Origin of the sequence: Caproicibacter sp. BJN0012 (assembly GCF_035986805.1) — a bacterium.
In the GTDB taxonomy this organism is placed as follows: Bacteria; Bacillota; Clostridia; order Oscillospirales; family Acutalibacteraceae; genus Caproicibacter.
The window spans coordinates 3,407,512-3,427,105 of sequence record NZ_CP142518.1; the positions used below are offsets into that span (position 1 = coordinate 3,407,512).

21 protein-coding genes are annotated in these 19,594 nt (G+C 59.6%); 8 read left to right on the forward strand and 13 right to left on the reverse strand.

The window, feature by feature from the left end:
• Positions 1–210: 210 nt before the first annotated feature.
• From VA597_RS16830 to mreC, 5 genes are all read right to left on the reverse strand, one after another.
• Complete coding sequence (locus VA597_RS16830; RefSeq protein ID WP_128744030.1) at positions 211–615, reverse strand: methylglyoxal synthase; 405 nt, start codon at positions 613–615, stop codon at positions 211–213.
• A gap of 24 nt (positions 616–639) precedes the next feature.
• A complete protein-coding gene (locus VA597_RS16835) occupies positions 640–1,386 on the reverse strand; it encodes a P-loop NTPase (RefSeq protein WP_128744031.1) in 747 nt (248 codons plus the stop codon).
• 98 nt (positions 1,387–1,484) lie between these two features.
• Complete coding sequence (locus tag VA597_RS16840; protein ID WP_128744032.1) at positions 1,485–3,623, reverse strand: penicillin-binding transpeptidase domain-containing protein; 2,139 nt, start codon at positions 3,621–3,623, stop codon at positions 1,485–1,487.
• A 2-nt stretch (positions 3,624–3,625) separates the two neighbouring features.
• Positions 3,626–4,147, reverse strand: a complete 522-nt coding sequence (gene mreD, locus VA597_RS16845; protein WP_128744033.1) for a rod shape-determining protein MreD — start codon at positions 4,145–4,147, stop codon at positions 3,626–3,628.
• A gap of 1 nt (position 4,148) precedes the next feature.
• Positions 4,149–5,054, reverse strand: a complete 906-nt coding sequence (gene mreC, locus VA597_RS16850; protein ID WP_128744034.1) for a rod shape-determining protein MreC — start codon at positions 5,052–5,054, stop codon at positions 4,149–4,151.
• A 222-nt stretch (positions 5,055–5,276) separates the two neighbouring features.
• On the opposite strand from mreC, the gene VA597_RS16855 reads away from it, so the two are divergent.
• From VA597_RS16855 to VA597_RS16870, 4 genes are read left to right on the forward strand one after another with little or no spacing between them, the layout of a single operon-like run.
• Entirely contained in the window at positions 5,277–5,651 is a 375-nt protein-coding gene (locus VA597_RS16855) for a GntR family transcriptional regulator (RefSeq protein WP_128744035.1), read from the forward strand.
• Positions 5,641–6,510 (forward strand): ABC transporter ATP-binding protein, encoded by an 870-nt coding sequence (locus VA597_RS16860; protein ID WP_128744036.1) that lies wholly within the window; start codon positions 5,641–5,643, stop codon positions 6,508–6,510. The genes VA597_RS16855 and VA597_RS16860 overlap by 11 nt, the downstream gene beginning before the upstream one ends.
• On the forward strand, positions 6,507–7,277 hold the full coding sequence (locus tag VA597_RS16865; protein WP_128744037.1) for a hypothetical protein: 771 nt from the start codon (positions 6,507–6,509) through the stop codon (positions 7,275–7,277). Before VA597_RS16860 ends, VA597_RS16865 begins: the two co-directional genes overlap by 4 nt.
• 28 nt (positions 7,278–7,305) lie before the next feature.
• Positions 7,306–7,917 carry a methyltransferase family protein gene (locus VA597_RS16870; RefSeq protein ID WP_128744038.1) on the forward strand — a complete coding sequence of 204 codons (612 nt, stop codon included), beginning with the start codon at positions 7,306–7,308 and terminating at the stop codon, positions 7,915–7,917.
• A gap of 59 nt (positions 7,918–7,976) precedes the next feature.
• Here VA597_RS16870 and VA597_RS16875 read toward each other — a convergent pair whose 3' ends face one another.
• The 8 genes from VA597_RS16875 to VA597_RS16910 form a co-directional block, all read right to left on the reverse strand.
• Entirely contained in the window at positions 7,977–8,528 is a 552-nt protein-coding gene (locus tag VA597_RS16875) for a TIGR01440 family protein (RefSeq protein WP_128744039.1), read from the reverse strand.
• Between the two features lie 96 nt (positions 8,529–8,624).
• Entirely contained in the window at positions 8,625–9,098 is a 474-nt protein-coding gene (locus VA597_RS16880; RefSeq protein ID WP_128744040.1) for a late competence development ComFB family protein, read from the reverse strand.
• A gap of 6 nt (positions 9,099–9,104) precedes the next feature.
• Positions 9,105–9,866, reverse strand: coding sequence for a ParA family protein (locus VA597_RS16885; protein WP_128744041.1), 762 nt, complete (start codon positions 9,864–9,866; stop codon positions 9,105–9,107).
• Positions 9,867–9,993: 127 nt separating this feature from the next.
• Entirely contained in the window at positions 9,994–10,941 is a 948-nt protein-coding gene (locus VA597_RS16890) for an L-lactate dehydrogenase (RefSeq protein WP_128744042.1), read from the reverse strand.
• 25 nt (positions 10,942–10,966) lie between these two features.
• On the reverse strand, positions 10,967–11,833 hold the full coding sequence (locus tag VA597_RS16895) for a DMT family transporter (protein WP_128744043.1): 867 nt from the start codon (positions 11,831–11,833) through the stop codon (positions 10,967–10,969).
• A 48-nt stretch (positions 11,834–11,881) separates the two neighbouring features.
• Complete coding sequence (gene mutY, locus VA597_RS16900; RefSeq protein ID WP_243112556.1) at positions 11,882–12,973, reverse strand: A/G-specific adenine glycosylase; 1,092 nt, start codon at positions 12,971–12,973, stop codon at positions 11,882–11,884.
• A gap of 112 nt (positions 12,974–13,085) precedes the next feature.
• Positions 13,086–13,424 carry a thioredoxin gene (gene trxA / locus VA597_RS16905; RefSeq protein ID WP_326975692.1) on the reverse strand — a complete coding sequence of 113 codons (339 nt, stop codon included), beginning with the start codon at positions 13,422–13,424 and terminating at the stop codon, positions 13,086–13,088.
• 213 nt (positions 13,425–13,637) lie between these two features.
• A complete protein-coding gene (locus VA597_RS16910) occupies positions 13,638–14,519 on the reverse strand; it encodes an NAD(P)/FAD-dependent oxidoreductase (RefSeq protein ID WP_128744045.1) in 882 nt (293 codons plus the stop codon).
• A gap of 179 nt (positions 14,520–14,698) precedes the next feature.
• Here VA597_RS16910 and VA597_RS16915 point away from each other — a divergent pair, with 179 nt between their 5' ends.
• From VA597_RS16915 to VA597_RS16930, 4 genes are all read left to right on the forward strand, one after another.
• Positions 14,699–15,352 (forward strand): cytochrome c biogenesis CcdA family protein, encoded by a 654-nt coding sequence (locus VA597_RS16915; RefSeq protein WP_128744046.1) that lies wholly within the window; start codon positions 14,699–14,701, stop codon positions 15,350–15,352.
• Between the two features lie 12 nt (positions 15,353–15,364).
• Positions 15,365–15,937 (forward strand): TlpA family protein disulfide reductase, encoded by a 573-nt coding sequence (locus VA597_RS16920; RefSeq protein ID WP_128744047.1) that lies wholly within the window; start codon positions 15,365–15,367, stop codon positions 15,935–15,937.
• 25 nt (positions 15,938–15,962) lie between these two features.
• Positions 15,963–18,419, forward strand: a complete 2,457-nt coding sequence (locus VA597_RS16925) for a DsrE/DsrF/DrsH-like family protein (RefSeq protein ID WP_128744048.1) — start codon at positions 15,963–15,965, stop codon at positions 18,417–18,419.
• A 183-nt stretch (positions 18,420–18,602) separates the two neighbouring features.
• Positions 18,603–19,574, forward strand: a complete 972-nt coding sequence (locus tag VA597_RS16930; RefSeq protein WP_128744049.1) for a type I phosphomannose isomerase catalytic subunit — start codon at positions 18,603–18,605, stop codon at positions 19,572–19,574.
• The last annotated feature ends 20 nt before the right edge of the window (positions 19,575–19,594 follow it).

Here is a 19,594-nt window from a genome sequence, read left to right on the forward strand (position 1 = left end):
TCCCAATGGAAAGGGACGAGGGAGTTTCCTCTCGTGGTGCCACCCTTTTTCAGGGGCCGGAAACGGCCCCCCTTTCGCTCGCCCCTCCTGGGGCGGAAAACGGCTCCCGGATGTCTTCGCAGAGGTCTCGTTTTGCAGGCCCGCTCTCAGCCGCGGCGGACCCTCGCTGTGCAGAAACCCCGGTTACTCCTTCCGTTCCCAGCCGGAAAATCAGCCTTTCGGGTTCAGAATGTCGCGCCAGTCCAGATCGCCACGCTCCAGCCCGTGGATCAAGACCTCCGCCGTCGCGATGTTCGTCGCGACCGGAATATTATGCACGTCGCACAGGCGCAGCAGATTCATGTCGTTCGGCTCGTGGGGCTTGGGGTTCAGCGGGTCGCGGAAAAACAGGAGCAAGTCCACCTCGTTGCAGGCGATCCTCGCCGCGATCTGCTGGTCGCCCCCCTGGGGGCCTCCCAGGAACCGCTGGATCTCAAGACCGGTCGCCTCCGAAACCAATTTTCCCGTCGCCCCCGTGGCACAAAGCGAGTGGCGGCTCAGGACGCCGCAGTATGCGATGCAAAACTGAACCATCAGCTCTTTTTTCGCGTCGTGAGCAATTAATGCAATATTCATAAATTGATCCTCCAAAAATCAACATTAAAATCGATTCACTGAGGGGAGAGGCACCTGTTCGCCCTCCAGCCTGGCGGCCAGACGCCCCGCCGCGAGCGCTCCGGGCGAAGTCTCCGGCGCGGCCTGCGCCTTCAGCGTCGCCGCCGCCAGAAGCGGATCCTCCGGAATCACGGCGATCAGCCTGACGCCCGCGGCGTCGATCACGGAGTCCAGGTCCCCGTAGCACTTCTGCGCCCGGAACCGGACGCCGGAAAACCGGTTGACCACAAGCCTCTGCTGCCGGACTCCGGCCTCCTCCAGGCTCCGCCGGGCACGGGCCGCCGCCCTCAGGCTGACCGGGTCAGGCGTCGCCACAACCAGCGCCCTCCGGGCCGCGGCCGCGGCGCTGAAAAAGCCCTGCCCGATCCCCGCCGGGCTGTCGATCAGGATATGGTCGTAATACCGGGAAAGGACCCCGACGAGCTGCCGCATCACTTCCGGGCTGACAACGTCCTCTTCCGTCCCCGGAGCGGAAAGCAGGAAAAGATTCGGCTCAAACGCACTTGGGTAAACCGCTTTCGCGGGTTCCGCCGCGCCGGAAACGACATCCGCGATGTCGAACACACGGTGGTCGAGGACACCGAGCATATGGTCCAGGCTTCCAAGGCCGGCGTCGCAGTCGATCAGCAGTACGCGCTTTCCCCGTGCAGCGAGGGCGGCCCCGACAGACGCCGTGACCGTCGACTTGCCGACCCCGCCTTTTCCCGATGTAATGACTGTTACCGAATCCATAGTTAGTCCCTCATATTACCCATATTACCACAACAAATGATAAGAGTAAAGCATTTTAGCTGTCTGTTTTCACAAATTTTACAGTGCGACGCTTTCCGCTATCGCTGCGAAGACGCGGACGACGAAGCGCCGGAAGAAGCGTTCTGCCCTGCCTGCCCGGAAGCGGACGGCATGACCAGATTTCCGTTCCCATCCACGGTTTTGCCGTAAAAATAGGCGTCGAGGACATCCTTCGCGACGGTCATGCAGTACTTGCCGGTCGCGCCGTGTTCCAGCACCACCGCGACCGCAATCTGGGGATGGTCGTAGGGGGCGAACGCGATGAAGGTGACATTGTCGGAGTGCGGGGTCAGAACCGCCGTGCCGGTTTTCGCCGCGATCGGAATCCCGTAGTTCTTAAAGATCGACGAGGCGGTGCCGGCCGTCGCCACGCTGCGCATGGCCGCCTTGACATAGTCGATATAGCTCTGGTCGACGCCGATGTTCTCCACCTCCTGCGGCTTCGTCTGGGAGATGACCTTGTCCCTCGCATAATTGGTTATTTTATCCACAACATGGGATTTTAAACGCTTCCCGTTGTTCGCGATCGTCGCAACATAAGTCGCGAGCTGCAGCGGGGTGAACTGGTTGTCGCTCTGGCCCACCGCCGCCTCGACGGTATCCGCGTCCCACCACGATCCGCCGGAAGCGCTGCGCTCCGCCGGGCCGGCGAGAACGCCGGCGTTCTCGCTCAGCTCGATCCCCGTCTTCGCACCGAGGCCGAAACGCGGCGCATAAAGGTTCAGCGTGCTGATGCCGGTGCGGTAGCCGACCTCGTAGAAAAACGAGTTGCTGGATTTTTCAATCGCGTAGTTCGCGGTGATCATGCCGTAGTTGCCGATGCTTCTCAGCGGCAGCCCGACGTCCGAAAAACGCGTGTACAGGCTGTTGCCCAGAATCCGGGTGGAGGTGGTGATCGACTTTTCCTGCAGGGCGGTCAGCGCCACATAGGGCTTGACGATCGACCCCGGGGTGAAAATTCCGTTGAACGCCCGGTTGATGAGCGGAAGGTTTTTGTCCTGAAGCAGCTGACTGTAGTAATTGGTATCGCTGAGATATTCGTTCTCGTCGTAAGTCGGAAACGTGGACGCAGCGAGAACCGCAAAATCGCTGACGCGCAGCACCACCGCGCCGCCGGCCACGCAGTCTTCGCCGTGCCCGCTGGAAGAGCCCTGGTAACGCTGAGCGCACAGCGTCCGCCCGTACTCGCGCGTCGCCTTGATGTTCTGCGCGAGCGAAGTGTTGAGGACCTTTTGAAGGTTGCTGTTGATCGTCAGATAAACGGTTTCCCCCGGCTGCGGAGAGGCGGTCACCGTTTCGGAGGCGACGTTCCCCTGCCCGGTCAGTTCAACGACCTTCTCGCCGCTCTTGCCGCGCAGGGTACTTTCAAACGCCTGCTCGATCCCGCTCTTTCCGATGCGGTCGTTGTAGGCGTAGCCCTTGTCCTTGAGCGTCTTCCACTCTTCGGCGGAAATGGAGCCGATCGTGCCCAGAATGTGCGGCAGCAAAGTGCCGTCCGGGTATTCCCTCACCGTGGTCAGCTTTGTCTGGACACCCGGCAGTTTCATGGAATTTTCACTTAAGACCCCCACCGTGTCCTTGCTGATGTCGCTTGCAAACGTATAGGGCGCCGAAACGGAAAAGCCGGATTTCGTCATATTGTACCGGACGGAGACGATGTCGCGCGTATCCTTCGCGGAATATCCGCCGCACTCGTACCGGTCGGTCAGATGCTGCATGCACTGGGCGGCCGTCGCATAGGACTCCACATTGAGAAAATCCTTTGACTTCAGCGTCTTGATCTCCTTGTCCTCCCCGGAGACAAACTCGTATTCCCCTTTCGAATTCACCGTGATCGGCAGCTCGTCCACCCATTTTTCTCCCTTGGAATCCAACAGGCGGATCAGCGTCAGGATCGTCTGGTTCTCCGTCTCCTCCGTCAGGTAGGCCTTGTCGAACACGATGGCATAACCGGTTCGGTTGACCGCCAGCCCGTTTCCGGCGGAATCCAGGACCTCGCCGCGGGAGGTATCCATCTCCACCTGATAAAGGCTGGACTTATCCGCCTTTTCCAAAAAGGAGGCCCCGTTGACGATCTGCCAGTCAAACAGCCGCAACGCATAGACGAAAAGGGCTGCAAGCACCAGCAGTCCGGCAAAAAGGCGGCGGCCCCGGCCGCCGGTTTTCTCTTCTTCCATCGTCATTCCTCCTTTGAGCGGATCTGCAGCGCAAGCGCGCGGTTGAAATAATATGTGAGCGGCATGCACGCCGTCGTGTAGCAGAAGAGAGGCAAATAGCGGACCAAAAGCGCATAGCCCGCGTGCTCGTATCCGCTCATCACAAAAAAGAACACCCACTGCAGCAGAAACGTCGCGGCCGACGCGGCGGCCGTGAGCAGCAGGGCGGAAAAGAAATTCGTCTGGAACAGATTCGCTGCGATCAGGGAAATCAGATAGCATCCCCCCGCCAGAAGCAGCGCGTGAAACCCCAGCATGCTGCCGAAGCCGAAATCGATCAGAAGCCCGCCCGCGAGCCCGAACGCCATGGCGGCGGTCTCGCTTTCAAACAGGGCAATGGAAAGCGCCGCCGGGAGCACCAGCACCGGACGCGCCGATTCGATCGGCGGAATCAGCCCGGGAGTTTCCTGCAGCACAAACAGCACCAGCAATTCCAAAGAATACGCAAAAAAGCGGATCACTTTCAATTTTGTCGTCCCGCTCATGTCATTTTCCCCCTTGAGAGGAAGATGAGGAAGACGGCGGGGAAGACGATTTTGTATCGTCGTCCAGCGCCTGGCCCTGGCCCTGGAACGACGTGATCACCATCACGTCGCGCACGGTCTTGACATCGACAAAAGGCGTGACCTCCGCGTAAAGGGAGACGTCGTACGGATCGTTCTTCACGCTTTTCACGGTCCCGACCACAAGGTCGCGGGGATAGATCCCGCCAAGGCCGTTCGTCACAACGATGTCTCCCGCTTTGGCTTTCGTGTCCGCGGACAGATAGCCGAGCTTGACGACACCCTGATCGGCGAGCTTGATATCGGTTGCGACCACACCGCTTTCCCGGTTCACTTTGTCCATTGCGCTGATCTTTGTGTCCGGCGAAAGAATGGTGGTCACCCTGCTGTAATTCGCGCTGACGGAGGAAATCCATCCCGCAACGCCGCTTTCCGTTATGACGGGATCGTATACGGAGATCCCGGCCAGGGAACCCTGATCGATGGTAAACTGATAGAACAGGCTGGACGGGTCGCGGGCGATGACCGCGGCGGAAACCGGTTTAAAGTCCTTGTTGTCGTTTTTTAATTCAAGGAATTTGCGCAGCTGCGCATTTTCCTGCTGGTACGTATAATAATTGATCAGTTTGCGGTTCAGCTCGTCCACCTGCTGTTTCAGGCGTTCGTTTTCCGCTTCCAGTTCTTCCTTCGACTGCGTTGCAGACTGGGCCGTCGCCGCCGCGTTGTTCGTGACCAGCGTGCTGACGCGCTCCATCGGCGTGGAAAGGAAGCCGAACGCGTCCGTCAGGAACGAGCCGCCCGAGCCTGCGGTGGTCAGCATCAGCCCAAACAGGACGAAAACGGTGATAATTAAAATTTTAAATCCGTTGGAGTGGAAAACGTCCTTCATCCGGCACGGCCCTCCTTGTCCGTTTTCTTCGGCGGACGCATTCGCGCCGCCGCAGCTTTATTGAGTTTTTATTATAGCATGCTTTGGTTCGGGAAACAAGGTTCCGGCACAGTTTCGCGTTTGCCGGCCGGCGGAAAAATGCGGAAAACGGGGTATTGACAAAATTGTCCGATTGTTATACAGTTAGTTACATGAGTAATTAACTAATGAGGAGTGACCGATGTGCCTCCCGATTTTTCAAATGACAAACCGATTTTCCAGCAGATTGCCGAAGAGCTGGAGGACGCCATTTTAAGCGGCGCTTTCAGGGAGGAAGAACAGATTCCTTCCACTACGGAAATCTCGGTCAACTACAAGATCAATCCCGCCACCGCGCTGAAGGGCATCAATCTGCTGGTGGAAGAATCCGTCGCTTACAAGCGCAGGGGAGTCGGCATGTTCGTTTCTCCCGGCGCGAAACAGCGGATTCAGGAAAAACGCAGACAGTCTTTCTTCCGCGCCTTTGTCCTCCCGCTGGTGCGGGAAGCCGGAAAGCTGGGCCTTGGACCGGAGGATACGGCGGAACTGATAAAGAGAGGTTTTAAGGATGCGAATTGAACTAAAGGGCGTGACCAAACGCTTTCAGGGCAAAACGGCGTTGGACCACGTCACCGTTACGCTGGAAGACGGTCATATCTATGGTCTTCTCGGACGCAACGGCGCGGGAAAAAGCACGCTTCTGAACCTGATTGCGGGCCGGCTGTTCCCCACGGAGGGCGAAATTCTGGCCGACGGCGAACCGGTCTGGGAAAACGACCGCGCGCTCGGCAGAATCTACTGCATGTCGGAGGCAAATTATTTCCCCGACGGTTTGTGCGTGAAGGATATTTTCCGCTATACCGCCGATTTTTATTCCGGCTTCGACCTTTCCTACGCGATGGAACTCGCCGACCGTTTCGAGCTGGACCCCGGCGCAAAAAACGGCAGGCTTTCCACCGGATACAAAACCATTTTGAAGCTGACGGCGGCTCTGGCCACCCGCGCCCCAGCCCTGCTGCTGGACGAACCGGTCCTGGGGATGGACGCCGGGAACCGCGAGCTGTTCTACCGCGAACTGGTCCGGAACTTCTCGGAGCATCCGCGCCTTGTCATTTTTTCGACCCACCTGATTGAAGAGGCCGCGAAGCTGATCGACCGCGCCGTCATGCTCAAGCGCGGAAAACTCATCCTGAACGAGGACGTGGAAACCTTACTGGAGGACTCGTACCAGGTGCGCGGCCCGGCGGAGGCGGCCGGCCGGTATGCCGAAGGAAAGACAGTGATCGGCTCCGAGCAGTTCGGCGGCCTGAAAACCGTTTACCTGCGCGGAAAACCGGACGCCGCCGCATTGGGGGAAGATCTCACCTTTGAGAAAACGGACCTGCAAAAGCTGTTCATCGAACTGACGGGAACTCCGCGGAAGGAGAATCACGAATGAATCTGAAACCGATCATCCGGCTTCAACTCCGGCATGTTTACCGGATTTTCCGGATTATGTACCTGATTGTCTACGCGACGGTAGCCCTGAATGTGGTTTATGAACTGACTTACCGCAGCGGCGGGCAGGTTCAGCTGCATACCTCCGGGCTTGAGCTGGCGACAATCATCACCATTTTTATCGTCGGCCTCAACTGTTTCAGGGAATACTTTCCGTTCTATTCGGCCAACGGCGTTTCGCGGCACCGCGTTTTTTCCGGCGTGGTTCTTTCCCTTGGAATCACCGCGGCCTGCACCGCGCTGATCGACACCGTCAACACGGTGATTTTCTCCCTGTTCATGGACTACCGGCCGATGTACGCCACCGGCCTGCATAGTCTGGCGAGCTTTTCCGTTACGGGCCGTCTCTCCTCCGCACCCGTGCTGACCGCTTCCCTGCTCCTGAAAAATTTACTCTGGTGCTTCTGCGCCTACCTTGTCTTCGCGCTGTTCGGCCTGTTTCTGTCCATGCTGTATTACCGGATGAACCGGGCGCAGAAACTGGTTTTCTCCGCCGGAATTCCCGTCCTGTTGCTGGTTGTTCTGCCCGCGGTTGACCAGAATATCACCGGAGGGCGCATCACGGCTGCGTTTTTGAGCGTCCTGCAATGGTGGATGGCATGCATGATGAACCCTGTTTCCGACCTTGCGGCGCATCTCGTCCTCGCCGCCCTGTTCTCCGGGGCCGCTTTCCTGCTGATCCGACGCGTGGAAATCCGGCAATCATAATATTCCCTTTGGAAAGGAGCCTGTCATCATGGGGAATCCTTCTGATTTTTCAAGCGCCTCGGAATATTTCTGGTTTAACATCGCGTTTTATTTTCTGTGCGCCGTCGAATTTCTGGTCTGGCTGTTCACCTCAAGCCGCTGGGCGCGGCACGGCGAGCGGGTAAAGCCGGACCCTTCGATGTGGCTGCTCGTGTTCGGCTGGGCGGGCAGCGTCTACCTGAGCCTTCTGCTTCGCAGCCACGCCGTCCCCGCTGAGATGCAAAGCCTGCTGCTTCCCCATGCATTCTATTTTTTCGGCATGGTGCTTCTGGTCGGCGGAGCCGTCCTGCGGGCCGCCGCCGTATGGGCTCTGAAACGTGCCTTTACGCTGAACGTGCAGATTGCCGACGGCCAGCGCCTGATTACAACCGGGCTTTACCGCTTCCTCCGGAACCCGGCGTATACGGGAAGCATCCTCAGTCTGCTGGGAATCGCGTTCTGCCTGCGCAGCGCGCTTGCCCCGGTCGCCGTTCTCGTCCTCTGCGCCGTCTGTTACGGGGTCCGCATCCGCAAGGAGGAAAAAGCGCTCTCCGGTCAGTTCGGCGCGGAATTTGAAACCTATCAAAAGCACACCTGGCGGCTGTTTCCGGGAATTATTTAAGCGCACAAAAAACCGCCCCGGCACGTGGAAAATGTGCCGGGGCGCCTATTATTTTGTTTTCAGCCGAGCTCCGGGTCGTAGTGCGCCCGCTCTCCGCCGATATATTTCGGCCTGGTCCTCGCGCAGACCAGATTCGCCTCTCCGATCTTTTTCACATTCAGCCGCACCGGCACCGCGACCGGGCGCAGGTGCATCCCGATCAGCGTGTCGCCGATGTCCATCCCGGCGTTCGCCTGAACGGACTCCACCGCCGCCGGATGCTGGAAGGCACGGTAGGCCGCCGTGGCGAATGAACCGCCCGCCTTGGGCTGGGGCACCGCGTTGACGATGGGCAGACCGTATTTTTCAGCCGCTTCCTTCTCCAGGACGATCGCGCGGTTCAGATGCTCGCAGCACTGGGCCGCGAGATAGATCCCTCTGTCCTTCAAAATGGGATAAATCGCGCCGAACACCGCGTTCGCCGTCTCCTCGCTGGAACCGGAGCCGATCTTCTTCCCGCAGATCTCACTGGAGGAGCATCCGACCACCAGAATGTCGCCCGGCCTCAGCGTAACGGCATCCAGAAATTCCGTCACGGCCCCGCGGGCCTGTTCTTCAATTTCGTTCCGCATTGCAAAAACCTCCGTTCGCAATCGAAATCACTGTTACAATACTATCATACCCCAAGGCCGCGCGAAATGCGCTCCCGGGGGAAAATAAAACGGTTATCAGTGCCTGGGCTTCGCCCGCACCCGGATGGTCGCCTGAATCATCGCCGTAACGACCTGTGCGTTGGTCTGGGCGTCGATATCCGGCGGGACCTGGCCGCTGGAAAGCACCATGTACTTCGGCGGCAGCTTGTTGAGCGCCATTGCCACAATATCCTTTTTGCACCGGTCGCAGCGGCAGCACTGGAACCTCGACAGAACCGAATCCAGCTTGCTCAGAACGATCCCTTCCATAATGTTGACCACTTCCGTCTGGCGGCTGTCCAGCGAGGGAACGCTGATCTTATGGGGCTCCGGCGTGCGGTGCCGCACGGGCGTTTCGCGTTCGGAAGCTTCGCCGGCATCCGTCCCCTGCGCTGCGGCCGCCTCATTGACCGGTTCGGTTTCCTCCATGGGCTGCCTCTGCTTCGACTGGGACGGCATCAGCTTTTTATACATCAGTTCCTTGTCGATCTCTTTTTTCGACCTCGGCATGAGCCGTCAAACCCCCTTTGCGAGCAGCTCGTCGATCAGTCTGCCGTAGTCCTGCGCGATATGGCTGTGGGAATCGTATTCAAACACGTTCTGCTGAAGCGACTGCGCCTCGCTGGCCGAAACACTGCTGCGGATAAAGCTGTCGAACAGCCGGATGTGCAGGTCCTCCGCGATCAGTTCCGCCGTTCCGCGGACCTCCCGGCTCAGGCGCGTGCGCGGGTTGTACCGCGTCAGCAGAATCCCCGCGATCGCCAGATTCGGGTTGCAGTATTTTTTGACGCGTTCCACGGTCTCGTAGAGCTGCGCAATGCCCTGAAGGCTGAAAATATCGGAAAGCATCGGCACGATGATCTGGTCCGACGCGGTAAAGGCGTTGATGGTCAGGATTCCGAGCGCCGGGGGCGTGTCCAGCAGAATATAATCGTAGAACGGCTGAATCGGCCTGATTGCTTCTTTCAGCAGAAATTCGCGCCCCGTATTGGTAAATTCCAGCTCGATCCCGCTTAAGAGGATGCTGGAAATAATGATGTCCATGCTGTCCGTTTTCTGGATCGCGTACTGGGTTTTGACCTCGCCTTTCAGCACGTCGTAAATCGAGGCGCTGGTCTCCGAGTCGGCCCCTACGCTGAACCCGAGATTCCCCTGCGGGTCGAGATCGATCGCCAAAACACGGTAGCCCCTCTTTTTCAGCCCCGCGGCCAGAGAGCAGGTCGTCGTCGTTTTGCCGACTCCTCCCTTTTGATTGGAAATTGAAATCACCTTGGCCATTCCGATTCCCCTTTCCCGTGATTCGACACGTTTCGAATAATATTATTATATCGTTTCGCCCGCCATATTACAAGCGTCCCAATAGAAAAGCCCCGCCGCAGCGGCGGAGCCTGTCATCCGGGAAAATTTACATGCTCATCGCAAGTTCAAAGTTCCTGCGCATCGTTTCGCAGGAATCTGCGAAACGTTTCCGTTCCTCCGGCGTCAGATCAATTTCGACGATCCGTTCCACGCCGCCCGCGCCGAGGACCGCCGGGATGCTGGCGTAGACGTCCTTCTGACCGTACTGTCCCTCCAGCAGGCAGGAAACCGGAAGGATCTTTTTTTCGTCGTGAAAGATGGTCTTGACGATTTCCGCAAGCGCCGTGCCGATGCCGAATTCCGTCGACTTCTTTCCGTGGAGAACGGTCCAGCCGCCTTTTCTGGCCGCCTCCGCCACTTCGTTCAGGTCCAGTTTTCCATAGGTCTCCGGATCCCGTTTCATCAGGTCGAAAAGCGGGATCCCCGCGACGGCCGCGTTCGACCACGGCACCATCTGGGACTCCCCGTGTTCGCCCATCACATAGGCGTGAATGGACTTCTGGTCCAGACCCGTGCGCTCTGAAAGCTCTCTGCGCAGGCGGGCGGAATCCAGCGTCGTGCTGGTCGAGATCACGCGCTTCGCGGGAAAGCCGGTGTGCGCCTGCAGATAGTGCGCGATCACGTCGGCCGGGTTCGAGATGCTGACGAGCATCCCCGAAAAGCCGGAATCCCTCATCGGGCCGACGATGGTTTTCATCTCTTTGATGGTCGCGCCGAGGGTATCCATTCTGGTCTGTTTCCCGTCCGGCAGCGGACCCGCGGCCATGACGCAAATGTCCGCGTCCGAAAGCTCGTCGTAGCCGCCCGCACGCACGTTGACGTGGTGCGGGAGATATACCGTCGCGTCCGCAAGGTCCATCGCCTGGGCGACGGCCTTGTCTTTGTCCGTATCGATATACACAAGCTCGTCGCAGACTCCCTGCGTAATCAGGCTGAAGCCGCAGTGCGACCCCACGTGCCCCGCCCCAATGACCACAATTTTCCTTGTTTTCATCCTGCCGACCTCCTGAAAGTATATTTTATGTACCGGAATGCGAAGCGACGAAATGGTCGCGCCACACGCACCACCCGGTGACAGATATCAGCACCACGGCCCCGCCGAACAGCGCATACGGCCCCGGCGCCTCCCCATAGCACAGAAAAACCCAGACCGGGTTCAAAAGCGGCTCCAGCGCGCCGATGAGCGAACAGGCGAGCGGCGGGCAGTTCTTCAGGGCCAGCCCGTAAAGAATATAGGGCACGCCGAGCTGAACGATCCCAAGGACCAGAATCCCGGCAACGCATCTCACCGAAAGCTCGGGCGGAAAGAAAAACGCCACGGGCAGACCGACCACGGCCGTGGCGAGATGCGCGAACAGAATGCCGCTCATGCGCGAATCCATGTCCGCCCAGGCGGACACAAGATAATTGATCGCCACCAGCACGCCGGAAAACAGCGCGATGCCGTTGCCAAGCAAGCCGCCGAACGTCAGGCGGCCGAGGAAAAACATCGCGATGCCGCACATGGTCCCCGCGACCGCGACCACATCCGCGCGGTGAAACCGCTGTTTGAGGAAAACAGCGGAAAAAACGACGATGAAAGCGGGAGCAGAATATTGCAGCACGATCGCGTTCGCGGCCGTCGTGAGCTTGTTCGCCACGACAAAGGAGAACATCAGCCCGCACATGGTGATGCAGCTCAGCATGGAGTAGCGGTCGACCCGGATCCGGATTCCGACGTACCGGATATAAAGAAAAATGACCCCCGCGGCCAGCAGACTTCGGGAGGCCGATATCACAACCGGATTCCATGGAAGCAGCTTGATCAGCGCTCCTGAGAAGCTCCAGAGCACCGCGCTCCCCATCATCAGAAAAACAGACTGCCTCCGGGCATTTGACAACACCATCCGGCGATTCTCCCTTTTTCAACAGCAATGCGATCAATCTGGTCCATTTTAGCACAGTTCTCCCCGGGACTTCAAGATGCGCAGGAAATTTTTGTAGGCGGAGGGTACGGCGCACCGGGCGCTCAGGTCCTCGGGACCCGCCCAGAAGAAGCCGTCCGCCCGCTCCTTCGTGTGGGCAAGGTATCCCGCCATGTGCCACTCCACATGGGTGAAAACATGTTTCGCCCCGGGCAGGGGCTCCGCTTCCGCCTCCGGAAAGCCCCATTCGTCCAGGGTCCGGCGCGCCTCCCCGGCCGAAAGCGTCCCCGGCACGCAGGGAAACTCCCACATGCCCGCCAGCAGACCGGTCTCCGGGCGTTTCCGAAGCGCCGCTTTTCCTCCGCACAGGATCAGAAACACCGTTTTTTTCTCCTCCCGGCGCGCGGGTTTCGGGGAAACGACCGGGAGCGACGCGGCCTGCCCCGTTTTCAGGCCTTCGCACAGCGCGGAGAGGGGACAGCCCGCGCACAGCGGCGCGCCGTTCGGCAGGCAGACCGTCGCGCCGAGCTCCATCAGCGCCTGGGTGAAATCCCCGCTGCGCCCGGCGGGATAAACGCCGCGCAGCTTCTCCGCCGCGCCCCGCTTCACGGCGGCGCCGCGGATATCCCTTCCGTCCGCGGTCAGGCGCGCAAGCACCCGCAGCACGTTGCCGTCCACGGCGGGCTCCGGCCTGCCGTAGGCGATGGAAGAAATCGCGCCCGCGGTGTACTCACCGATTCCGGGCAGCTTGAGAAGCTCCTTCGGATCGCTTGGAAGGACTCCGCCGTATTGCTCCAGGACCGCCCGCGCCGCCTTTTGCAGATTCCGCGCCCGGCTGTAATACCCAAGTCCCTCCCAGAGCTTCAGGAGCCGGTCTTCGGATACTTCGGCCAGCGCGCGCAGATCGGGCAATTCGCGGACAAACCTCTCAAAATAGGGCCTGACCGCCTCCACGCGCGTCTGCTGGAGCATGATTTCAGAGACCCACACGCGGTAAGGCGTCGGGTTGTCCCGCCAAGGCAGGCTTCTTGCGTTTTCGCCGTACCATCCGAGCAGCGGCTCCGTGATTTTTGAAAGTTCCATCTTTTTCTTTCCCTTCGCCGGACAGGATTCCATCTTCATGATACCACGCCCCGCAAAAAATTGCTTCCGGAAAAGCCGCATAAAAAAATCGGGGAAAACCGAAACCGGCTCTTCTCCCCGAAATTTTATTTTCACAACCGCTCCGCCCGGTTCAGGTGCCGATCATTTCCAGGATGGCCTTCTTGCTCCGCAGCCCGACGGACCGGGCGGCCACCTTTTTATCTTTCAGCAGGACCAGCGTCGGAATGCTCATGATGCCGAACTGCTCCGCAAGCTCCGGCTCGCTGTCGATATCGACCTTTCCGACACGCACCTTTTTCGCGGTCTCTTTCGCCACCTCGTCGACGATCGGGGCCGCCATGCGGCACGGTCCGCACCAGGGGGCCCAGAAATCGATCAACACCGGTTTGCCTGAATTCAGGACCTTGTGAATATTCTTTTTCGTAATGGTCATCGCCGCCATTGTTCTCTCTCCTTTTTGGCATTTGATTTCAGTTCTGCTGTATTGTATGAAGGAGAGGGAAAAAGTTCCGTAACATTGTCACATATGAAAAATAATGCGATAACGCGCCCGCAGTGAGAGCAATTTCCTCCGTCCCGACGGGCTTTCCGGAAAGCTGTGACAGAGCGCTCCCGATGGGAATGATACGCTTATAACCGGAAAAAGTCCTTTGTCATGGCCGCCGCAGGCGCGAAAGACGTTTTACATCCGGGCTGAAGGTGCGGCGGCACGCTGCCGGAACTCCCTGACGATGTCGGTGCCCGCCAGCGCCCCGTCGCACACCGCTTTGGAAATCTGAAGCAATCCGCCGGTGCAGTCTCCCGCCGCGTACAAGCCCGGCACGTTCGTGCGGCGCTTTTCGTCCACCGCCACCGAAACGCCGTTGACCTGAGCCCCGACCTTCCGCGCGAGATCCGCGCTGCCCGCCACGCCGACCGCGACAAACAGGCCGGCTGTTTCAAGCTCCGTTCCGTCTTCGAACCGAATTCTGTGAAGCGTTCCTTCCCCGGTCAGCTTCGCGATCTTCCGGGTCTCCACCGCCGTTTCCTTCGGAAACGCGGCCTGCGGCTCTTTCCCGTCCGTCAGAATCGTGACGGACGACGCAACCGGAAGCAGCTCCGCCGCCTCGTGCAGCGCGTAATCGCCGGCGCCCAATACGACGACCGGTTTTTTCCGGTAAAAGAAGCCGTCGCACACGGCGCAGTAGCTGACGCCCTTCCCTTCAAACTCCGTCAGGCCGGAAATTTTGGGCGTACTGCGGGAAGCCCCCGTCGCCATGACGGCAAACGGCGCGCGATAGGCGCTCCGCTTGGTTGAAATCAGGAATTCCCCGTCCCAGGAGAGGCCGACCACCTCATCCGTCACAATCCGCGCGCCGAGGCGTTTTGCCTGCGCGATCCCGTTTTCCAAAAGCCGCCGCCCGGAAACCGGTTCGGCAAACCCGTAATAATTTTCGATCCTGTCCGACTTTTCCAGCGCGCCCGCCCCGGAGGCGAGGATCGTCGTGGAAAGCCCTGCGCGTACCGTATACAGTGCGGCGGAAACTCCGGCGGGGCCGCCTCCCATGATAATCACGTCAGGCATGACTGTTCCTCCGATCTTTTTACTGTCTATCATAGTTCTCTTTATCCGTTCCTTCCGTGACGCCGTCACAAAGTTAAAGTTAAATTTTTAACTCTGTGTGATTTTGTCACGGAAAAAATAAGATGCTGCGATTATTATATACTCGTAATTAAAAAAAGGAAAGGCAGGAGAAATTTTGTATGGAATATTTGATTTCCTTTCTCGAAGGCTTTGTCACCTTCATTTCCCCCTGCCTGCTTCCCATGCTGCCCGCCTACGCGTCCTTCTTCGCCGGGCAGGACTCTTCCTCCAAACAAACGGCGCTGAAAAACGCGCTCGGGTTTGCCGCCGGATTCACCTCCGTCTTTCTTGCGCTCGGCGCGTTCGCCGGAACGTTCGGCGCGGCGGTCCGCCAGCACTCCCGAGCGGTCGGATGGATCGCCGGGGCCGTGATGATCCTGTTTGGCCTTCATTTCATGGGAGTCCTGAAGATCGGCTTCCTGAACCGCAGCCGCGTTTCAGGGTACCGGCCGGAGCAGCTCGGATTTTTCCGCTGCGCATTGTTCGGGGCCGCGTTTTCCATCGGATGGACGCCCTGCGTCGGCGCGTTTCTCGGCTCCGCGCTGATGCTCGCGGCGGCGGGCGGCGCAAGCGCGCAGGGCATTGCCCTGCTGTTCGCGTATTCGGCGGGACTCGGCATCCCGTTTGTGGCCGCCGCCCTGCTCATCGACCGGCTGAAGCGTTCGTTCGACTGGATCAAGCGCCATTACCGGGCCGTGACGGCGGCTTCCGGAGTCCTTTTGGTCCTTGTGGGAATTCTGACCGCGGCGGGCCTGCTGGTCCCGCTGTCCTGAGGAGGGAGAGCCATGAACAGAAAGCTGAAAACACTCCTGCTGACCGCGGCTTTTGCCGCTGCTCTCGCTGCGGCCTACTTTGCCTACACCGGGCTTTCCGCCCGATACCGGCCTGAAACGCAGCTTCCCGGCACGGATTCCCAGGCGGCTTCTTCCGCCACGGCGGCCCCGGACTTCACCGTGTACGACGCGGGCGGAAAAGCCGTCCGCCTGTCGGATTTCCGGGGAAAACCGGTCGTTCTCAACTTCTGGGCAAGCTGGTGCTACTACTGCAAACAGGAGATGCCCGAATTCAATGAAGTTTACGGAGAGGAAAAAGGCAACGTGCAATTCCTCTTTGTAGACTGGACCGACGGGCGGCAGGAAACTCAGGAAAAAGGCGAGGCATTTTTAAAAGAGAACGGCTACCTCTTCCCCGCCTATTTCGACCTGGACCAGGACGCGGTGTCCGCTTACGGGCTGACGGGCATCCCGGCGACCGTTTTCATCCGGGCGGACGGGACGGTCGCCGGAGGGCAGTCGGGCGCCATGGACAAGGACACGCTGAAAAAAGGGATCGAACTGATCCGGGACGACAAATCCTAAAATCACACGAAAGGGGTATTCAGATATGAAGATACTGATTGTCGGAGGCGTCGCGGGAGGCGCGAGCGCGGCATGCCGGCTGCGCAGGCTCAGCGAGGACGCACAGATCATTCTGTTTGAGAAGGGGGAATACGTTTCCTACGCAAACTGCGGACTTCCGTATTACATCGGCGGCACCATCAAGGACAAAGACCGGCTGCTGGTCACAAAGCCGGAGACCCTGCGCAGCCGGTTCAACATCGATGTGCGCGTCCAAAGCGAAGTCACCGCCGTCAACCGCGAAAAGAAGACCGTTACGGTCCTGAACCACGCGGATGGTTCCGAATACGAGGAGAACTATGACAAACTGATTCTTTCCCCCGGCGGAAACCCGAAGAGGCCTCCCCTTCCCGGCATTGATCTGCCCGGCATTTTCACCCTGAGGACCGTTCCGGACACATTCCGCATCGACGAATACATCACGGGGCATCGCGCGCGGAGTGCCGTTGTGGTCGGCGCGGGCTTCATCGGCGTGGAAATGGCGGAAAACCTGAAGGAGCGCGGGCTGAACGTCACCATCGTCGAGTTCCTTCCGCAGGCCGTCGCGCCGCTGGACCCGGAAATGGCGGCGATCCTGCACCGGCATCTGCGCGAAAACGGCGTCAGGCTCCGCTTTAACACCGGCGTGGAGGGCTTTGAACAAAAGGACCGGCTCACGGTCAAACTGTCCGACAAAACGGAGCTTCCCGCAGACCTGGTGATTCTGAGCATCGGCGTCGCGCCGGACAGCACCCTCGTAAAGGATGCCGGGCTTCCGCTCGGAATCAAAGGCAGCATCAAGGTCGACGACATGTTCCGGACCGGCGACCCGGACATCTACGCCGTCGGCGATGCGATCGAGGTCCGGCAGGCCCTCACCGGCGGGGAAACCCTGCTGGCGCTGGCCGGTCCGGCCAACCGGCAGGGCCGCGCGGCGGGCGAAAACGTGCTGGGAGCCCGCACCGTCAGGGCTGAAGGCGTCATCGGCAGCTCTGTCCTGAAGGTGTTCGGCCTGACGGCGGCATCCACCGGCCTGAACGAAAAACAGTTGAAGGAACAGAAGCTGCCGTACCGGAAAACCTACGTGCATCCGGCGGATCATGCTTCCTATTATCCGAATTCCGTTCCGCTGAGCATGAAACTGCTGTTCTCGCCGGAGGGCAAAATCTACGGCGCGCAGGCGGTCGGCGCGGCGGGCGCCGACAAGCGCATCGACGTGATCGCGTCAGCCATTCATTTCGGCGGCACGGTCTACGATCTGGAAAAGCTGGAGCTGTGCTATGCGCCGCCCTATTCTTCCGCCAAGGACCCGGTGAACATTCTGGGTTTTACCGCCGCCAACATTCTGCGCGGCGACGTCAGGCCGTTCTACGCCGAAGACACCGACAGCCTGGACCGCGGCAGGGTCACGCTGCTGGATGTCCGCACGCCGGAGGAAGCCTCGACCGGAATGATCGACGGCGCCGTCAATATCCCGGTCGACGAACTAAGAAGCCGTCTTTCCGAGCTGCCGAAGGACAAACCGGTCTACGCGTACTGCGCGGTCGGCCTGCGCGGCTATGTCGCGTGCCGCATTCTGACGCAGCACGGGTTTGACTGCTACAATCTGAGCGGCGGCATCAAGACCTGGCGCGACGCGCACGATAAACCGGACGCCCCCTCGCCGACCGACTGCATCGGCATGAAAAAAGGCGGCGGACCGGCAAAGTCCTGCGACCTGCCTCTTTCCGGCAATGAAACCGTAATCGAGGTGGACGCCTGCGGCCTGCAGTGCCCCGGACCGATCATGAAAACGGCGCAGGCGGTCAAAGCGGCGGCAGAGGGCGAGATTTTGCGCATCCGCGCGACGGACCCCGGATTCGTCTCCGACATCGGCGTCTGGTGCGAACGGACCGGGAACCGCCTGCTCGGAACAAAGCGGGACGGCGCCGCCTATGAGGTACGCGTGCAGAAATACGCCCCCGCTTCCCCCGCGGCCGCGCAGCCCGCGGGCGGCAGCGACAAAAGCATCATCGTGTTCAGCGGCGACCTGGACCGGGCGATCGCTTCGCTGATCATCGCGAACGGAGCGGCCTCCATGGGCCGGAAGGTCACCATGTTCTTCACCTTCTGGGGGCTGAATGTTCTGCGCAGAAGCAACCGCGTCGGCGTCAAAAAAGACTTTATGGAGAAGATGTTCGGGGCCATGATGCCGCGCGGGACGCAAAAGCTGGGTCTTTCGCGCATGAACATGCTCGGCATGGGACCGAAGATGATCCGCGGCGTGATGAAGCGCAAAAACGTCTCTTCCCTGGAAGAGCTTCTTCAGTCCGCCATCGACTCCGGCGTCAGGATCGTCGCGTGCCAGATGTCCATGGATATCATGGGAATCCGCAGGGAAGAGCTGATCGACGGAGTGGAAGTCGCCGGGGTCGCCACTTTCCTGGGCGCCGCGGAGCAGTCCGACACCAATCTGTTCATCTGACGGAGGACAGAGCAAAAAAGAGAGGCCGCTTACCGGAAATCCCGTCCGGCAAGCGGCTCTTTTCACGGATTCTTCCCAATGGATCAAATTGTATTTTCCCATGAAACGGGGTATAATTTTCGTAGATATCTTTGAAAACAGAGTCTCAACATACGTTATATCTTGTTGTGAGGAGTGATAAAAATGAATACGCCGTATCCCATCCGCCTGAACGCCGCCTGCAAGGATTACCTCTGGGGCGGCACCCGGCTGAGAACCGAATATCATCAGAACAGCGCGGCGCGGAAGGTCGCGGAAAGCTGGGTCCTTTCCTGCCACCCGAACGGCCCGGCCGTCATCGCAAACGGCGAATGCAGGGGCCTGACCCTCGCGGAATATATCGGCAGGGCCGGCCGCAGGGTTCTGGGCACGGACTGCGAAAAATTCCCGGATTTTCCCGTGCTGATCAAGCTGATCGACGCGAAGGAAGCCCTTTCCATTCAGGTTCACCCGGACAATGCGTACGCGCGCGCGCATGAGGGCGGGTCCGGAAAAACCGAAATGTGGTATGTCATCGGCCGCGAGAAGGGCGCGTTCCTTTACTATGGCTTCGATCACGAGATTTCAAAGGAAGAATTCCGCGAGCGGATCGAAAACAACACGCTGCCCGAAGTCCTCAACAAGGTCATGGTGGAGCCCGGGGACGTCCTGCTGATTGAATCCGGCACGCTTCACGCCATCGGCGCCGGAATCCTGATCGCCGAGGTCCAGCAGAACTCCGACCTGACCTACCGTATCTCCGATTACGGCCGGCTTGGAGCCGACGGGAAGCCCCGCGAGCTCCACATTCCGCAGGCGCTCGACGTTACGCGCCGCTGCCGGCCCGAACGCCCCGTCGGCCCGCAGGGAGAAGAAATCGCGGAACCCGGGTGCGTCCGGCAGCTGCTTTCCTCCTGTGAATATTTTACCGTCACCCACATGAAAATTACGGAATACACGCTGTGCGCGGGCGAAAAGAGCTTTCAGTCCCTTGTTTGTCTGGACGGCGACGCGGTGCTTCTGGACCGCGGCAGGGCGCTTCTCCCGTTTGGAAAAGGGGACAGCATCTTCATTCCCGCGGGATTCGGCCGCTATACCGTCAAGGGCGACTGCGAAATCCTCCTCACCGAGGTCTAAGGCGTGCGGCGCCGCTCAGC

Excerpts from the sequence above, each read along its gene's own strand:
- VA597_RS16830 (WP_128744030.1), bottom strand. The coding sequence starts at position 615 with ATGAATATTGCATTAATTGCTCACGACGCGAAAAAAGAGCTGATGGTT.
- VA597_RS16835 (WP_128744031.1), bottom strand. The coding sequence starts at position 1,386 with ATGGATTCGGTAACAGTCATTACATCGGGAAAAGGCGGGGTCGGCAAG.
- VA597_RS16840 (WP_128744032.1), bottom strand. The coding sequence starts at position 3,623 with ATGGAAGAAGAGAAAACCGGCGGCCGGGGCCGCCGCCTTTTTGCCGGA.
- mreD (WP_128744033.1), bottom strand. The coding sequence starts at position 4,147 with ATGAGCGGGACGACAAAATTGAAAGTGATCCGCTTTTTTGCGTATTCT.
- mreC (WP_128744034.1), bottom strand. The coding sequence starts at position 5,054 with ATGAAGGACGTTTTCCACTCCAACGGATTTAAAATTTTAATTATCACC.
- VA597_RS16860 (WP_128744036.1), top strand. The coding sequence starts at position 5,641 with ATGCGAATTGAACTAAAGGGCGTGACCAAACGCTTTCAGGGCAAAACG.
- VA597_RS16865 (WP_128744037.1), top strand. The coding sequence starts at position 6,507 with ATGAATCTGAAACCGATCATCCGGCTTCAACTCCGGCATGTTTACCGG.
- VA597_RS16870 (WP_128744038.1), top strand. The coding sequence starts at position 7,306 with ATGGGGAATCCTTCTGATTTTTCAAGCGCCTCGGAATATTTCTGGTTT.
- VA597_RS16875 (WP_128744039.1), bottom strand. The coding sequence starts at position 8,528 with ATGCGGAACGAAATTGAAGAACAGGCCCGCGGGGCCGTGACGGAATTT.
- VA597_RS16880 (WP_128744040.1), bottom strand. The coding sequence starts at position 9,098 with ATGCCGAGGTCGAAAAAAGAGATCGACAAGGAACTGATGTATAAAAAG.
- VA597_RS16885 (WP_128744041.1), bottom strand. The coding sequence starts at position 9,866 with ATGGCCAAGGTGATTTCAATTTCCAATCAAAAGGGAGGAGTCGGCAAA.
- VA597_RS16890 (WP_128744042.1), bottom strand. The coding sequence starts at position 10,941 with ATGAAAACAAGGAAAATTGTGGTCATTGGGGCGGGGCACGTGGGGTCG.
- VA597_RS16895 (WP_128744043.1), bottom strand. The coding sequence starts at position 11,833 with ATGGTGTTGTCAAATGCCCGGAGGCAGTCTGTTTTTCTGATGATGGGG.
- mutY (WP_243112556.1), bottom strand. The coding sequence starts at position 12,973 with ATGAAGATGGAATCCTGTCCGGCGAAGGGAAAGAAAAAGATGGAACTT.
- VA597_RS16910 (WP_128744045.1), bottom strand. The coding sequence starts at position 14,519 with ATGCCTGACGTGATTATCATGGGAGGCGGCCCCGCCGGAGTTTCCGCC.
- VA597_RS16915 (WP_128744046.1), top strand. The coding sequence starts at position 14,699 with ATGGAATATTTGATTTCCTTTCTCGAAGGCTTTGTCACCTTCATTTCC.
- VA597_RS16920 (WP_128744047.1), top strand. The coding sequence starts at position 15,365 with ATGAACAGAAAGCTGAAAACACTCCTGCTGACCGCGGCTTTTGCCGCT.
- VA597_RS16925 (WP_128744048.1), top strand. The coding sequence starts at position 15,963 with ATGAAGATACTGATTGTCGGAGGCGTCGCGGGAGGCGCGAGCGCGGCA.
- VA597_RS16930 (WP_128744049.1), top strand. The coding sequence starts at position 18,603 with ATGAATACGCCGTATCCCATCCGCCTGAACGCCGCCTGCAAGGATTAC.